We start from the raw sequence: 16511 nt of genomic DNA on the forward strand, positions 1-16511 counted from the left end.
TTTTTATTTCTTTACTACAACAGCGTCAGTTAAACCCCTCCACATTAACTTATAACCTAAGTAATCTATTACGTCAACAATGTAATCCCCATATTCCTTTTTTAGGTCTGATAATTTCCTTCCCTCTAGTTGATAGCTCTTTATCTTGTTTATTAAATCCTCTTTTACGTAGTAATTTTTTAAGAGGATATAACCTGGGAAGTTTTTCAAATTCTTCCTCAAATGCTCTAGCGGAAGGGAGAGTTTATTGGCTATCTCACTTACACTTACTACGTCACCCTCAATGGTATAATCTATGTTATTCGGCAAGTTTTGTAGAAATTGTTTATCATAATCTCTTAACCATTTGTACACTTTAATTACATCTATTTTTTTCCTATATAGAATAATATTGGGTAGATTAATTTTACCATCAATTGAGAGCTCCTCATTTACCAGTAAAAGTAAAGGATTCTCAACTTCACTGACTTTCTCTAGTTTATTTTGAAGATACTTCTTAGTCCAAAATCCTACTATCTCTATGTAGACCTTTAACTTTCCCTTCTCGACCACGAAATCAGGTAAGAAAATCTTATCCTTTACTACCAGTGGTTCAGGTTCTCTAGTTATTTTCCAGTCCTTAAGTATACTAGTGAAGTCGTTGTAAAATTTTTCTTCAACACTACTATCGAATTTCTTCTCATCTATTTTAATCTCGCGGAGATTCTTCAGATTACTGGCTTCTAGCTTATATATCCTCTTCTTTAATTTACCTAACACTATTTCAGCTCTTATACTCCAATCTGATGAAGAGACCACATATGGTAATAGAACAGCAAAGTTCCTGCCGTACTTTTCATTCATTTTAACTAAAGTTGCAGGTCCAATAAATTCCAGCTCCAATGGTTTCTTGTATGCGTAATACATTAGACCTAGGAGTTTTGCTCTCCATATGATTTCCTTCCAATTTGAAGATACTCTAATTGATAATCTGTATCCCTTGAATAGAAGAGTTTGTAATAGGGAGAGGTTGTACCATTTTATTAGCTCATCTGCTGAGATATTTGGTTTCTCTATTATCCTTTTCTCCTCATCGAGGTCTGAAAACATGTATCTAATTGGTTCTACATTATACTTTTTCTTAATCTCCTCAATTACGTTTTCCCTTGCCTTTTCATCAAAGACTGGTCCTCTACTGAATAATTCTCTCCTCAATATTGAAGGGTCAACCGGCGAGTCTTCCTCTAGACTTGTAACCCTAGTTATGAGCCTTACAAGTCCCCTTACTAGCTTATAATCGTATATTTTTTCCAGGTATTTAGCCTGTTCAATTACATTTCCTAACCTTTCTCCTTTTTGGAATAAATCTAATACCTCTTGTGCTATTTCAGAGTTATCAATGAATAAAGGAATAATTCTGCTTCCTTGAATTTTAAATCTCGCTAATTCCCACGGTAACACATTTATTCTTTGATACAATATTAATAAATTGTCTTGGTTTATCTGAGGTATTACAAAGGTCTACTAATATCCGATGCTTATGCCCCAGGCTTAAAATGGGATGAGAAGTTACAAGGCTATATAAATTTCGCTTATAAATATAGAGATGTAAAGGAATATTTTCTAACTGAGGGTGTAGAAGTTGTTGAAAACGTACTTGATCCGTTGCCATTTCCATTGATAAGGGAGAAGTCGTTAGAGCTCAGAGACTATCAGATGGAAGCAGTCAAGTCTTGGCTTAAGAACGGAAAAAGGGGAATAGTGATCTTTCCAACAGGTGCAGGTAAAACTATGGTAGGGGTAAAAGCTATTGCGCTTTTGAAGGTGTCTACCCTGGTTGTAGTTCCAACAATAGACTTAATGAACCAATGGGTTAGCGTTATAGAGAAGTATCTAGATACTGAGGTAGGATCAATAGGCGGAGGAAAAGATGACTTAAAGGGGATTACTGTAATAACCTATGATTCAGCATACACCAGGGCAGAGGAACTCGGTAATAAGTTTCTTCTAATAATCTTTGATGAAGTTCATCACTTACCTTCAGAAGGGTATTCATTAATGGCTAGGATGTTTGCTTCACAATACAGGATGGGTTTGACTGCAACTCCAGAAAGGGGGGATGGTAAGGAAGTCTTGTACCCAGAATTAGTAGGACCAATAGTTTACAAGAAGTCCTTAAAGGAGCTTTCAGGTAAGTATATAGCGGATTTTGAGATCATAAAAGAATATGTAGAGATGACCAGTGAGGAGAAAGAGAGGTACAAGGAGTTAAGAGGAAAATTAAAAGAATTTCTGAGTAGCAGAGGGATGAGGTTGAACAGTTTAAACGACTTTTATAAATTAATCAAGTTAGCAAGTAAGGATAAGAAGGCTAGAGAGGCTTTATTGGCTTGGCATGAGTCCTTAAGATTAGCTGTGAATAGTAGGGCTAAAATAGAGAGATTGAGAGGACTCCTAAGGGAATTCCACGATAGGAAAATTATAGTTTTTACACGAGATACGGAATTAGCTTATGATATTAGCAAGGAATTTCTCATTCCTGTAGTGACATATAAGACTTCCAAGGATGAAAGGTCTGAAATATTAAGTAAATTTAGGGAGGGCAATTATAGGGTGATCGTGGCATCCACTGTCTTTGATGAGGGGGTTGACATTCCAGATGCTGAAATTGCGATAATTATGGGCGGATATGGTACAAAAAGGCAGTTTATCCAGAGGCTCGGTAGGATATTAAGAGGTAGAGATAAGAAGGCGTTACTGATAGAGATAGTTACCAAAGGTACTGCGGACTATAGGTTAAGTAAAAGGAGAGAGTATAAATACTAATAACCTGTAATACTTTTCTTTGATGGACGTAAATAGTAGAGAAATTCTCTTTTAAGCAGTGTATCAAAAATTTGTAATAAAAAATATAAATATCATAGGATGAATAATATAATGATGGATTCAATAGATAAGAAGATATTGATTTACTTATTTAGAGACGGTAGGATTTCGCAACGAAAGATTGCTGAAGAAGTGAAATTATCCGCCACCTCTCTTAATTATAGATTCAATAAGTTAATGGAAGATGGAGTAATAAAAAGCTTTAAAGTCCAGATAAATCCGAATCTTTACGGAAAATATTACGGTTTTGTATCTTTCAAGAATTACAAAGACTTAGATTTTCAGTTTATCGATCTTAAAGTAAATTGCCTTGAAGATCTTAATGTCTATAGGTTGATAGGAGATTCAACAGAGGATATTGAGGATAAGATATCTGTAATGAGCAAAGACCTGGGAGAGCCCCAAATGTCTTACATTCCTCCACAGAACCCAATTATTCCTTCAGGTATAGACATAAAGATTATCAAATCTGTCATAAAGAATCCTAGAATTGAAATAAGTGAAATAGCAAAAGACCTTAACCTACCTAGTAAGTCAGTCAATAGGAGAATAAACGTATTGACCAATAAAAATATGATAAGAATATATCCAATAGTTGACCTATCAAAGGCAGACCTAATAATGTTTGCCATATTTTCTAGTCACATAGATAGCCTAGATTTTCTAAAAACATGTAGCTTTACTTCTTTCAAAGATAATGGGAGGGGAATAGTGGTCTGTATTACTGAAAACATAAGGATAGCTGAGAATTACTTCAAGAACGTGAGAGATATAGATAGAGAAGCGGAAATAATGGTTACAACCAGCTATGACATCAGGAATGAAGGTGCTCTGAGGGAATTAGAGAGGATTGAGTTTCAAACTTACTCTAAAGCCTTTTGATAATCAAGTATGCTACATAAGCAATTGTAGGGATAAAAGATATCCAAAATGCAATTGTAGGTTCTGACACAATTAGTAGTGATGCAGTTGTGTTACCTTGATGTATTGTAAACGTTTCTTGACCGAAAATTATGAAAGGATAATTAGCGTAGTTGGGTAGTGCAAACTTTAAGACTAAATATGTGAGTATTGGATCAATTATGTAAAGTACGGGTAGCCATGCCATAGTTGTGTATTTATACTCCTGCTTCTTTCTAAAAATGTATATTAGGGCATACACTATGTTAACTATGACGTAAATTCTAAATGCAGTAAGTAAAATATTTACTATATTTACAATTATTACGTAAGAACCTAAGAACTCAACTCTTAAAAGGAATGGTGAATCATAGATGTTTGCAATTCCCCCAGCACTATAATACCACCAAGACGTGGGAATAAGGGCAATTATCAATGAAGAGATGTAGAACACAATTAGAGTCTTAAATCCCTTGAACATCATATTTTCACCGTGGAAGTGAAGGTAGTGTTTGCTAGTCTCATATAAATAGTGACGTTTTCATTTTGATTTTCAACGTTATTTAAGAACCCTTCAGAATTTGTTATGTATATACTGAATGTCCCATTAGTATTGGGCATTATTGTAACCTCATGTTCAAATTTTATATATTGTCCTGTAACATTCTGTATTATCATTGTTAAATTGAAGGGGTTATGAACTGTTAGATCCAGTTGATTATCGCTGACAATTTTTATGCTATAACTCAGTGAAGATGAACTTAACATATTTCGATATTCTTCAATTTGAGCTATACCATTATTTACAGATCCTTGTATCTGAAAAAACATTGCAATAATGAAAATGATAGCTGCAATTAGTCCTGCTATTTTTCCATAATTCATTAAAATACTAAAAAGAAATTTAGAAATAAAAATCTTATTAGCTTTTTAAGTATTTATGTCTCAAATATTGTATCAACCCTTCTGGGTTATATTCTTCTCCAAAGGACTTTCTTAGTAAATCTTTAGGTGAGTAAGTGGCACCATATTTATAGATTTTATCTGTCATAATAGCTTTCATTTCCCCAATTTTTCCTTCTCTAAGTAGATTATATAGGTTGGCAGTTTTTGAGTACACAATTCCTGAGACTACATTTCCTAGTGTGTAAGCTGGGAAATAGCCAAATCCACTGGTCCAATGAATGTCCTGTAGTACTCCTTCAGCGTCATTCTTTGGTTTTATTCCGAGATACTTTTCCATCAACTCATTCCATAATGATGGTATTTCATCCACTTTTATTTCCCCACCGATCAACATCTTTTCGATCTCATACCTGACTGCAATATGGAAATTATATGTAACCTCATCAGCGTCAACCCTAATGAAGCTTGGTCTGACTATGTTAAAGTATCTGTATATGTCGTCCTCCTCATATTTAGATATAAAATCAAGGTTCTGCTTAAGTTTTGGATAAATTAGGCTTACGAAATCTCTGCTCCTTCCTATTATGTTTTCCCAAAACCTGGACTGAGCCTCATGAATACCCATTGATACTCCGCCTCCTATAGGTGTCCCCTCAAGTTCTCTGTCTATACCTAGTTCATAGATTGCATGTCCACATTCATGAACTACTGAGAATAAAGTGGATCTAAAATCCTTACCCTCATATCTAGTAGTTATTCTAACGTCATCAGCAGATATTCTAACTGTAAATGGGTGAGCTGAAATATCTAATCTAAACTTTCTTCCGGGCATTTCTAGTATTTTTATTACCTCTTCATTAACGACTTTCATCCTACCTATATCGTATGAGACTTCTTCAAGTTCATGTGATTTAGGGAAGTAACCTTTTTCGCTTACTTTCTTCATAATATCGCTTAACTCAGGCAGTAGCCTGGAGAAGATTCTGTCCCCGTCCCTTATTGAAAATCCCTCTTCGTTTAAATCCAATAGCGCATTGTAAGGGTGGTCTTCATACCCCCAATATTCAGCTATCTTAATTTGTAGATCTTTTATTTTCTCGAGGTAAGGTTTAAACATTGAATAGTCGGACTTAGCTTTAGCCTGTCTCCACACTACTGTAGCTTCACTTCTAACTCTTTCAATTTGCTGAATTATTTCTAAGGGTATCTTTGAATAATACTTATAATCTCTTCCAAGAACTCTTAATATTCCTCTTTCCTCGTCGTTAAGCCCCTCTTTTCCTTCATATCTCTCTATTATTTTACCTAATTTTTGGTATATTTCCCTTTTAATCTCACTAAAAGTTGATATGACTTCGCCTCTAATCATGGCATCGTCTTCTGGCATATAAGTCTCAATATCCCATCCCATCAGGGACTCAGCATATTGTATAGACCATAATTTCTTATACTCTGCCAAAAGCTCCTTTAGGTTTTCGAATCGTTTCATACAAAAGCACCTTCTCTATATAAATTGAAGTTTCGCTTATTATATACTCCTTATAAATGACAAATTTTTTAACGAAATCGATATATCTCATTATATGTTTCCTGGCTTAGCTAAGTTTATCGTAAACAAATGGTATGTTATCTTAGCTTTATGGATAGTTGTCATACTTATCTCTGCTCCATTCTCTTCACTCTTTTTCAAGTCAGTATCATATCAAGTATCTATATCAGTACCTGGTAGCACAGCTGAAAAGGCTGAAAATGTAATTTCCCAGGATTTTAACATATCCGGTGCAGCAGGATCTAACGGAGTGCTAATAGTTGAGGGCAACTATTCTCAATACTCTGGATTTTTTGCAAATTTGACCAGCTATAAGAATATTTCAGTGATTTCTTTCTACACTATAGAAAAAGATCTACTGAACACAACTTTCTCCCAGCTAAGCCCTAAAGTAAACAATTTAACTAAAATTTTGCAAAACATCTCCTCTTCAGAGACGTCTTTAGAGAACAAACTGCAGTCACAGAGGCAGAATATAACAGGTGATATAAATAAATTAATGCTTCTTAGAAACGCTACAATAAAAATAGAGAACTCTTTCATTAACATTTTATACACTTTAAACTCAACTAGGGAGAAACTTGCTTTATTACACAAATCTATGATAGAAAACTATACCACATTCGAAAATCTTAGAAAAGAGGAGCTAAACGTAAACTCCTCTGCTACGAATATATCATATTTTCTTTATTATCCTGTGAGTTACTTTCTCGTTGCCTGGGAAGGTATATATAATCAGACTCATAATGCACAGTTAGCTAACCAGTATGCCTATAACCGAGTATATAATTCTTTATCAAACCAGCAGGAAAAAGAGTACTTTAACTTATTTTTCAGCTACTGGTCTTCAATACCTAATCCACTTCCAAGTTTACAGTATAATGCCCAAAAGTCTATTGAAAACGCAAGTGCTAAAATATTCAATTCAACCGAGTACCAATTTATTTCCTTCATGTTTAATTACATCAATATATCTAACTTTCTCAACAAATCCTCTTATCAAACCTTCACAATAACCTATTTTGTTGAACTTTATCATGTTCCCTATCAATTAGCCTACAGCCTGCTTAATTATCAAGCTCTCCAAGTGTTGATTGATATATATAATCAAAATACAGGCTTAAATGATTCGTTCCTGTTTGAGGTATTTAATTCTACTAACTTTAGTGAACTTGCATATCAGCTTATAACCTCAAATTTGAACACTTCAGAAAAAGAATTCGTCACGCAGGTTTACTTAAATCAAACTAAATCTCCAAACGAGTTTGCTATTTCCTATATTTCTCAAGCCTATAATATATCTCAAACAACCATAAGTGATATTCTTAATTTCAACTCTACAGAGGATTACCTAAATTACATTGCCCAACAAGCTTCAAATGAGAGCAAGATTCCTCAGTGGTTTTTCATTTCGCTCTACAAGTTTGGAAATATAACAAACCTAACCGCATACCTGATATCCACAAATCTAGGAAAGCTACAGCCCTTAATATCAAGTAGTAACCTAACTACAAACGAGTTTGCCATCCTACTACAACAAAAAGATGTAAATTACAGGTTACTTGCATCACAGCTTATAGTAAATTACGCTAATTTCTCACCAATACTTACGGTCAACAGAACACTATTAGTAAATGATATTGTAAGTAATGTAAGTTATTATGATGTCATAAAGTCTGGCAATTATCCCATTTATCCGATACAGAACATAACAAAGAGCATTATAGGCAATAACTTACTGTTACTGTTCCTAAAGTCAGATGTAAAGAAAGGAAACGTTACTTACAACCAGTTAGTACAGTTTCAACAGTATGTGAATAACAATACCCACTTACATACTGTTCTTACAGGCGGTGAACCAATTTCCCATCAGCTTAGTGGGATAGCTTCAACTGCATATTCAGTAGCAATTCCAGTTGGAATCGCCTTAGCTATTATTCTTGCAGGAGTTTACTTCAGATCTGTAATAGCCGCTTTCATGCCGCTTACGATATTTCTCTCAGCCTATCTTGTAGCGTCGGTACTTCTGTATCTGGTCGCAATAAAACTTTTAGGTCTTCAGCTAAGTTTTCTGACCCCTAGCGAAGTCTTACTACTAGCACTTGGTTTGGGTACAGACTATGTCGTGTTTATATCTAGTAGATATGTTGAAGAGAGAAAGAATGGTAGAGATCAACGTGATGCAGTTTATGATGCAGTGAGATGGGGAGGAAGAGCTGTTACCATAACTGCGTTTATTGTAATCTTGTCTTTCCTGTTTATATATATCTACAGAATACCATTCTTTTCTGACACTGCGATATCAAATATGGTTGGTGTTGTAGTAGTATGGTTAGTCTCAATAACACTTTATCCTTCCATACTCAGAATTGCGGGAGATAGGTTATTTTACCCAAGGAAATTTGGTAATAGCCTAAATGGCGGTAACAGACAAGGAAAAGAGAAACCACTAATAGTGAGTAAGAAGCCCCTCATTATTGTTTGCGTTATAGCAGCTATAGTTTTAATCTCTGCAATATATGCTGCCTCTACACCACTAACCTTAGATGTATTATCATTGTTGCCAAGTTCACAAGCCACTTCAGGAGTTAGAATATTAAGTACTCAGTTCACATCTGCTAATATCTTCCCAATATATGTGGTTATACCGTATAATAATACATTTGATCAAAACGCCTACAACTTTACAGTGAGCTTATATCATAAATTTATGAGTATTCCGGGAGTTACTAGTGTTAATTCACCTGCATCTCCATACGGATATATTGTTAATTATAACCAGTTGAATAATTACAACTATACCCAGTATTTTTCAAATAACTACATATTATTTGAGATTAATCAGAAATATGATCCTTTCTCCACTCAGGCATTCAATGTGGTAAAACAGGTTGATAAAATAGTTGGAAATTCAGGTTATGTTGGTGGTGGACCTGTCGATGATTATAACATTTACAGTTTCGTAGAGGGTAATTTTGGACTAGTAGTTGTGGAAATTTCTGTGACTATGTTCGTCATATTATGGATAATAACAAGAAGCCTTTCTGTTTCAGCTACAATAATATTTGTAATTTTATCAGCAGTAGCAATAACGTTAGCCATTCAAAGGCTAATCTTCTCATCCATCTTAGGTTTCTCCATATTTGCAGTAGTTCCAATGTTCTTAGTAGCCATAATAATAGGTATCGGTATGGACTATAACATATTCCTCGTAGCGAGAATTCATGAAGAACTCGAAAAAGGTAATGACATGGGGTCTGCGGTGGAAGTTGCCGTAAGGAGACTATGGCTTACCATAGCGTTTCTTGGACTAATATTTGCGGGAACACTAGGATCACTAATGTTAGTTAATGCACCAATACTTCAAGAACTAGGATTCGCATTTGCTATAGCGGCAATATTGGAGACAACTGTTTTATGGAGTCTGTTAGCTCCCTCGCTGTTACTATTGCTATATAGGAAATTCAAGATAAGACCTAAGATGATTGTTTAGAAACCTCTACGCATACATAAGAGCCCGAATCGTCATATCTTATTTCATGAGTTTTTTCCTTTTCATTCAACAACGTACTTCTAACGCTTACTATATTATAATTGGATAAAAGTGCGTAAAGTTCCTTTTTGCTAATGAACCTAGCCTTAGAGTAATATCTGTGTCCCCTTTTTCCTAACTCTTCATAATACTTACCCAATTCTGAGTCACTGGGTATAAAACATGCCACAAGCCTTTCTTTAGTAACTCTCATTGCCTCATTTATGAATTTTCTTACGTTGTCAACAAAACAAATTGTTAATGATATAAAAACACATTCAGTAGCGTTATCCCTTAGCGGAATATTTGAAACGTCAGCCAGAATTCTATCTTCACTTTTATCCACTTCATTAAGCATTAGTAGTGAAATATCAATAGATATCTTTCTCCCATTAATTACTTCGTGGAATGTTCCAGGACCAGATCCAAGATCAATACAGTTTTTTAACTTAAAGGACTGCACTAGTTTCCTTTCACTTTCATACAAGTCATTATGTTTAACGTACCAGTTCTTGTAACCTATAGGGTCTGTAAATATGCTATCATCCATATCATTATTATTTAAAATACCCTTAACTAAATATTTTTAAAGTGTTTAGAACACTAAGTGTCATTATCAAGTTATTACCAAGAGTTATAAAGATAAGGAATTATAGAAATGCAATTCTTAATAACGAACAAGTGGACGAGAAAGAGATGGAGAAAGAAGCTGAAAAACTTGTGGACACACTGATATCTCTTGGTCCTATATTCATAAAGTTTGGTCAATTATTGTCAGTTCACTCAGATATTTTACCACAACCTTATCTTAAGGCTCTCAGCAGACTTCAGGACGACGTGGACCCTCCACCATGGGAGGAAATTAAGAAAATTCTTGAGGAAGATTTAGGTAATAAACTAAATGAATATGAGATAGACCTGACACCTATATCCTCTGCAAGTATAGGTGTAGTCTACATAGCTAAGAGGAAGAAAGACGGAAAGTTAGTTGTGATAAAAGTAAATAGACCTAACATAAAGGAGATGGCTAATCAAGATGTAAATGTTCTGAAATCATTAGCACCACTTACGAAATATGTATTTGACGAGTCTTTCTATGAAAGTTTCAAAGTTCTTGTGGATAATTTCGGAAAGAAAATATATGAGGAGATGGACTTCACGATCGAGGAGTTTCACATGAAAAAGATAAAGGAGGAGATGTCCGACTACCCCTGGATTAGAATTCCAGAACCCTACTTGGCTACAAAGAGAGTGTTGATTATGGAATACGTCAAGGGATACAAAGTGACTTCTGAAGAGGCTAAGAGAATTATGAGAGCACCTGATTTGTCATATATGGTTTTCAGGACTTTTATGGTAATGCTCTTGACAAAGGAGTATTTTCACGCTGATCCTCATCCGGGAAATATAGCATTAGACGAAAAAGGGAATCTAATTCTATACGATTTTGGAATAGTGGGTAGGATGGACAGAGATACGAGACTTAGACTATTGAGGGCTTACGGAGCTTTACTTGGATTCGATAGTATAGGGCTCGTAAAGGTTTTAGAGGAATTAGGGGCAATACAGCCAGAGGCTGATAGGGAAATACTAGCCAAAGGGATAGGGTTATTTTTGGAGCAATTTCAAGGTATAACACCTGAGACTCTGGAGGTCGAACAATTTCTCGAGGCTGCAAATGAGGTATTCTACAGGTTTCCACTGAAGATACCTGATAAACTGGCAATCTACATTAGGATGACCTCTATTTTAGGCGGAACGTGTACAAGAATTGATCCTGAGTTTAATTTCTTTCTAAACTTACAGAAGCTTGTTGAAGAGGAGGGATTACTATTTGAGGCTATGATTAATGACATGAGGAGTACTATAAGCTCAGCCATTCAGAAGTTTAGGTTATCCTTGCTAGAGAAACCTATACTGTTAAACAAAAAGAGTACGAGTGAAAAAATATCTAGATACTTGTCATTCTCCTTTATAGTCATAGCACTTTTAACGTATCTCTACGACAGAAACTCAATTCTTCCTCTTCTCATAGCCATAATTGCACTGGTAATAATCATGAATAAGTAATAAAATTGGATTATTATTTTTTCTAAATTATTCGATCTTAATTGCTGATACGCCTGCTATAGGTATTCTTATTGTGAGAACTCCATTCTCGTATTTACCTGAGACTTCCGCGTCCTTAGCGACATTAATGGGTAGTTTTATTGTCCTCCTTATGTATTTTGGTCTCTGCGTTAGATACTTTATACCAGGTTCACTTATCTCCCTTTCTGCCTCTATTATCAGCTCATTCTGTCCAGATATTCTAGCTTTAATCTTGTCTTTATTGAAACCAGCTAAGTCAGCTACAACTATCAGATATCCCCCTTCCTCGTACATATCTACAGGAGGATATACTAACTCATAGAATCCCCTGTTTAATTGTTCTATCCTTCTTCCCAATTCCTTTTCAATCACGTATGTGAAGCTCATCTCCTACCCCTCCTTCTCCTTAATAGTGCTACTAAAAGTCTATAAAACATGTACCACCTAATTAGCCTTCTCATAACTATTAATACTATTACTAGTTTTTATACCTTGTTTCTAAATATTTAATGTGTTAGGGAAAATTATTTTACAAAACCTTGAGAAACACGATTTTCCCTATAATATAGATAAAAAAATATGTTCTGGCTGGGCTAATGATCTACCAAAGGGTGGGGAAACTATCCTGTTTACCTCATGTATGCACCAGACAGCTAGCTTAAGTGATACATTTTCAAGAACCATACCTTTAGCTGAAAAAGTGCCCTCACTATCTGTTTTTGCAAAGCTTATTAAGCCAAATAAGGAGCAGTTAGAGAGGTCATATAAAGTTCTCAGGAATATAGCAAGTCTGCTGAAAAAGAATGGAGTGAATTTTGGATATCTTTATGAAGAGGAACCTTATAGTGGGGCAATCCTTTTAGAGTTAGGGTACCTCAATGAATTTGGCATCCATGCAGAGAGGGTAACCAAATTCCTTAAGGAGAAAGGAGTTAAGAGAATAATAACTGTCGATCCCCACACTCATAATGCACTAAATAGGTACAATGAGTTCACCAAGTTTGATATAGAGGTTGTAAATTACTTAGAGCTTGTTAAGGATGCCAAGATAAAAACAGATGTCAGTTTTGTGATTCATGACTCATGCTTGTATTCCAGGTTCTTAGGTTTGAGAGATGTTTACAGGCAAATTCTAACCAATGCTGGAGGAAAGATTGTTGAGGATTTAATGGTAACCAGTAAGGAGGTCTCCTATTGTTGTGGTAGTCCAATAAAACCAGTAAACCATGAATTGGGGGAGAAAGTTGCTAAATCAAGAGTGGAGCAATTGAAGAAATTAAGTGAGAACATACTTGTAGTATGTCCCATGTGTTACGCTAATTTATCGAAATATCACAATAAGATATATGATTTAGCTGAGGTGGTGGAGTGATGAGTGAATGGGAAATAGCAGTGAATAGGGCAATAAACAATAATGTTCCTAAAGTCTTCCAGATTCTAAACAAATATCCTTACATATTAGAGCTTGCGAAGAAATTAAGGGAGGCTAAACTTCAGGTTCTGTCTAATCCTGAAAAATATATTGAGGAGACAATAAATTCAGTAAAGAGGATAGGTGGAAACGCGTATTTTGTAAGGGACGCAAATGAGGCTAGAGAAGTGATTTCTAAGATAGTTGGCTCTGGCAAAAAGGTGGTAATGGGTAAGTCAATGGTCGCTTATGAGATAGGATTAAGGAAGTATCTTCAATCAATAGGTAATGAAGTGTGGGAGACAGACCTAGGTGAGTTTCTAATTCAACTTGCTGATGAACCACCCTCTCATATACTTGCTCCAGCAGTCCACATGACAAAGGAGAGAATTGCTAAACTAATAAGGGAAAAGTTACATGTAGATGTGGACGTGAATTCCTCCCACGAAGAATTAGTTGCTAAAGTTAGGGAGTTCCTAAGGGAGAAATTTATAAAGGCTGATGTGGGGATAACTGGAGCCAATGCTGTAGCCGCTGACACAGGCTCAGTTATCTTGGTTGAAAATGAGGGGAACATAAGAATGAGTAGTGTTTTACCGACTGTTCACATAGCTGTTGCAGGTGTAGAGAAGATAGTTCCTACATTCTATGACGCGCTTACTGAAGCCACAGTTCAGGCAGCTTTTGCGGGTCTCTATCCTCCTACGTATATCAATGTGTCCTCTGGTCCGAGTTCTACAGGGGATATAGAGATGAAGAGAGTTAGTCCAGCCCATGGTCCAAAGGAATTCCATTTAGTTATCGTAGACAACGGCAGGATAGAAATTTCTAGGGACGAAGTTTTGAAGGAAACTCTGTTGTGCATTAGATGTGGTCGGTGTCATATGCATTGCCCCGTGTATAGGGTGGAAGGAGTTGACTGGGGAGATCCACCATACACTGGACCAATGGGTGCAATGTGGTCTTACGCAGTTTATAGGGATACTAAGCCAGCTATGTATTGTATGCATTCAGGTAATTGTAAGGAAGTATGCCCAATGAAAATTAACATCCCCAGAGTTCTAGAGAGGATAAAAGCAATAGGAAATGGAAGTATTAGAGATGGTGACGGATATGGAAAGAAATAGGAAATATTATATTTATCTTTGAAAAACTAGGTAGAAAAAAATTAATTATTTTCTTCTTAAGAGTAGAACAACTACTCCTATCACTATGATTATCAGTATAACAGCTAACACAATGTAGAATGTATTGTTAGATGACTGAGAAGAGCTCTGGGGTGGCGTACTATTGGATCCAGAGTTAAGTGGAACTCCTGTACCGCTAGGTATTGATTGAGTACTTGGGCTACTTGAGGTATTTGAAGTACTTGATGATGAAGTAGTTTGAGAAGTACTTGAAGATGAGGTTTGTGTGTTAGATTGCGTTGTTGTCCCTGTTGAGGTCTGTTGAGGCTGACCGTAAACTACATAGTAAGTTGTAGCAGGATCATCGAATACTACAATACTACCGTTAACCATGAAGTAATTCTCTGAATTTAGTTTTACTAAACTTCCATTAACTTCCTTATATACAGTCACATTACCTTGTCCCCTTACAGTAACGTTAAATATTATGTATCCTGTCTTGTTTTGAATATCGACCTTTTCAGCAGAATATTGAGCTCCATTAATGTTAACGAAAGTCTGTTGGACTGTCTTATTTACCACAGGTTCGACGCCTAAAGTTGAGTTTGTCGATGTTAGTACTATGACTTTTTCGGTATTATTTATATATAGAGAAGCTAAAATTCCTTGAGTTTGTTGATTTAATATAACCATATGTGACAAGTGTACGTTTGCAGTTGAAGAAACTTGTCCACTTGCATTTGCGACTACAACCACTGTGTTATTTCCAATTTCAGTTTCACCTATGTATTGTGGATGTTGGAGAGAACTGGCTCCTTTCACTGTAACTATCTTTAATTCTGTCAGATAGAGATTAAGGCTATTTCTGGACAAGCCTAGAGACGAATAAGCAGTACCGTTTATGCTACCTAAGTGTACATAACCTATTACTGTGCCATTGACACCATAAAACTCTATGGACTCGAAGTTAGTGTTCGCGTTAATAACTGAAGATAGTTTAGCATTTAACAAGTTGATTCCAAATTTAATATTTCCTAATCCTTCTCCCTTCCACACTAATGCTGGTACGTATGTTCCATTGAAGTAGGCAATCGATGCATTAATACCATTACTTTTAGCAGTCATAGATGTGTTTTCGTCATAACTCATGTTAAATTGGACAGGACTATATCTTCTAGGTAAGTTGAATTGAACAGTTATTTTTCCTTGGCTCTCCTGTTGTATTGACGTGTTTATTAATTCCCTCAAAACTACACTTACATGTTGTGTTACAGTTTCATTTGCCTTTACATTAAAGGTCAATTGCGATATTGATGTACCGTTGGTGAATTCTAGTATCACATTTCCAGAGCCATTTATGTATGCATGTGTGTCAATAGTAGCAGTTCCATTAGTTATTCCTGACCACACCAGTTCAGAATGAGATGAGGAGTTCACTATTACTCTTATGAGGTATGGTATCTGGCTATTTACGATAAGTTCCATATCTGGTTTTGCTGTAATGCTTATGTTACCTGAATACGTCTCGTAGGTATCTGAAAACTCTAATAAATAAGCGGTTTCATTGTAAGTGATCCTCGTTGCGCCATTGGTTTGGTTACTTAAAGTTGTGTTATATAGGGCGGAGGTTGCTATTAGAGATGTATAAGTTGCGTTGGTGAGTAAACCGGTGTAGTTAGTGTTTATGTAAATACTTCCATATCTTTGATAGATTATATTTAATGTTGTGTTATTAGTTGAAGGTGTTGCGTTTACACTCAGGGCTATTAAACCTGCCAATGAAAAAAACAATAGGGTTAGATATATTATGGCATTTTTCATGAGGTGCTCGTAAGGGCTCTACATGAAAATTACTTTTAAGCTTTTTCGGTATAGTAAGTCCTTATATATTTAAAGTCATTTAATTCTATGTAAAAGACCGTATTTAAAGATCGAAACATCACCATTTATTCTAAAAGCCTTTTCAAGATAAATGAAATATTTTCATACACCTGACCTCCTCCCCACCCTAAAGGGCGAGGCTTTCGTCATTTTGTAAAAATTTATAATGATCAAATTCACGAGTATGATAGAATTTAAGTCATTATATGAAATAGATTTAAATTAGTTTTGAGAAAATGTTCATTACCG

13 protein-coding genes are annotated in these 16511 nt (G+C 35.5%); 6 read left to right on the top strand and 7 right to left on the bottom strand.

The annotated features are described in order from the left end of the window. Positions 1-3: 3 nt before the first annotated feature. On the bottom strand, positions 4-1440 hold the full coding sequence (locus SUSAZ_07840; protein ID AHC51865.1) for a hypothetical protein: 1437 nt from the start codon (positions 1438-1440) through the stop codon (positions 4-6). A gap of 33 nt (positions 1441-1473) precedes the next feature. Between SUSAZ_07840 and SUSAZ_07845 the strand changes: the two genes are divergently transcribed. Continuing rightward, positions 1474-2805 carry a helicase gene (locus SUSAZ_07845; GenBank protein AHC51866.1) on the top strand — a complete coding sequence of 444 codons (1332 nt, stop codon included), beginning with the start codon at positions 1474-1476 and terminating at the stop codon, positions 2803-2805. Positions 2806-2919: 114 nt separating this feature from the next. Continuing rightward, positions 2920-3747 carry an AsnC family transcriptional regulator gene (locus tag SUSAZ_07850; protein AHC51867.1) on the top strand — a complete coding sequence of 276 codons (828 nt, stop codon included), beginning with the start codon at positions 2920-2922 and terminating at the stop codon, positions 3745-3747. Here the strand turns inward: SUSAZ_07850 and SUSAZ_07855 are convergent. From SUSAZ_07855 to SUSAZ_07865, 3 genes are read right to left on the bottom strand one after another with little or no spacing between them, the layout of a single operon-like run. Next, the gene (locus SUSAZ_07855) at positions 3734-4249 is read right to left on the bottom strand and encodes a hypothetical protein (protein ID AHC51868.1); all 516 of its coding nucleotides are present in this window, start codon (positions 4247-4249) and stop codon (positions 3734-3736) included. The genes SUSAZ_07850 and SUSAZ_07855 overlap by 14 nt on opposite strands. Continuing rightward, positions 4246-4650 carry a hypothetical protein gene (locus tag SUSAZ_07860; GenBank protein AHC52548.1) on the bottom strand — a complete coding sequence of 135 codons (405 nt, stop codon included), beginning with the start codon at positions 4648-4650 and terminating at the stop codon, positions 4246-4248. Before SUSAZ_07860 ends, SUSAZ_07855 begins: the two co-directional genes overlap by 4 nt. Positions 4651-4687: 37 nt before the next feature. After that, positions 4688-6160, bottom strand: a complete 1473-nt coding sequence (locus SUSAZ_07865; protein AHC51869.1) for a peptidase M32 — start codon at positions 6158-6160, stop codon at positions 4688-4690. 94 nt (positions 6161-6254) lie between these two features. Between SUSAZ_07865 and SUSAZ_07870 the strand changes: the two genes are divergently transcribed. Then, positions 6255-9713, top strand: coding sequence for an antibiotic transporter (locus SUSAZ_07870; protein ID AHC51870.1), 3459 nt, complete (start codon positions 6255-6257; stop codon positions 9711-9713). On the opposite strand, the gene SUSAZ_07875 is transcribed toward SUSAZ_07870, so the two are convergent. Further along, the gene (locus SUSAZ_07875) at positions 9697-10302 is read right to left on the bottom strand and encodes a methyltransferase (protein ID AHC51871.1); all 606 of its coding nucleotides are present in this window, start codon (positions 10300-10302) and stop codon (positions 9697-9699) included. The two genes, SUSAZ_07870 and SUSAZ_07875, sit on opposite strands and share 17 nt — an antisense overlap. A gap of 41 nt (positions 10303-10343) precedes the next feature. On the opposite strand from SUSAZ_07875, the gene SUSAZ_07880 reads away from it, so the two are divergent. After that, complete coding sequence (locus tag SUSAZ_07880) at positions 10344-11822, top strand: glycosyl transferase family 1 (GenBank protein AHC51872.1); 1479 nt, start codon at positions 10344-10346, stop codon at positions 11820-11822. A gap of 27 nt (positions 11823-11849) precedes the next feature. Here the strand turns inward: SUSAZ_07880 and SUSAZ_07885 are convergent, their stop codons facing one another. Further along, complete coding sequence (locus tag SUSAZ_07885; protein ID AHC51873.1) at positions 11850-12230, bottom strand: heat shock protein Hsp20; 381 nt, start codon at positions 12228-12230, stop codon at positions 11850-11852. A 124-nt stretch (positions 12231-12354) separates the two neighbouring features. Here SUSAZ_07885 and SUSAZ_07890 point away from each other — a divergent pair, with 124 nt between their 5' ends. Together SUSAZ_07890 and SUSAZ_07895 are read left to right on the top strand one after the other, a co-directional pair. Then, on the top strand, positions 12355-13215 hold the full coding sequence (locus SUSAZ_07890; protein AHC51874.1) for a Fe-S oxidoreductase: 861 nt from the start codon (positions 12355-12357) through the stop codon (positions 13213-13215). Further along, on the top strand, positions 13215-14381 hold the full coding sequence (locus SUSAZ_07895) for a (Fe-S)-binding protein (GenBank protein AHC51875.1): 1167 nt from the start codon (positions 13215-13217) through the stop codon (positions 14379-14381). The genes SUSAZ_07890 and SUSAZ_07895 overlap by 1 nt, the downstream gene beginning before the upstream one ends. 45 nt (positions 14382-14426) lie before the next feature. On the opposite strand, the gene SUSAZ_07900 is transcribed toward SUSAZ_07895, so the two are convergent. Continuing rightward, positions 14427-16202, bottom strand: coding sequence for a hypothetical protein (locus tag SUSAZ_07900; GenBank protein AHC52549.1), 1776 nt, complete (start codon positions 16200-16202; stop codon positions 14427-14429). Between the last annotated feature and the right edge of the window lie 309 nt (positions 16203-16511).

The organism is Sulfolobus acidocaldarius SUSAZ, assembly GCA_000508305.1.
GTDB lineage: Archaea > Thermoproteota > Thermoprotei_A > Sulfolobales > Sulfolobaceae > Sulfolobus > Sulfolobus acidocaldarius_A.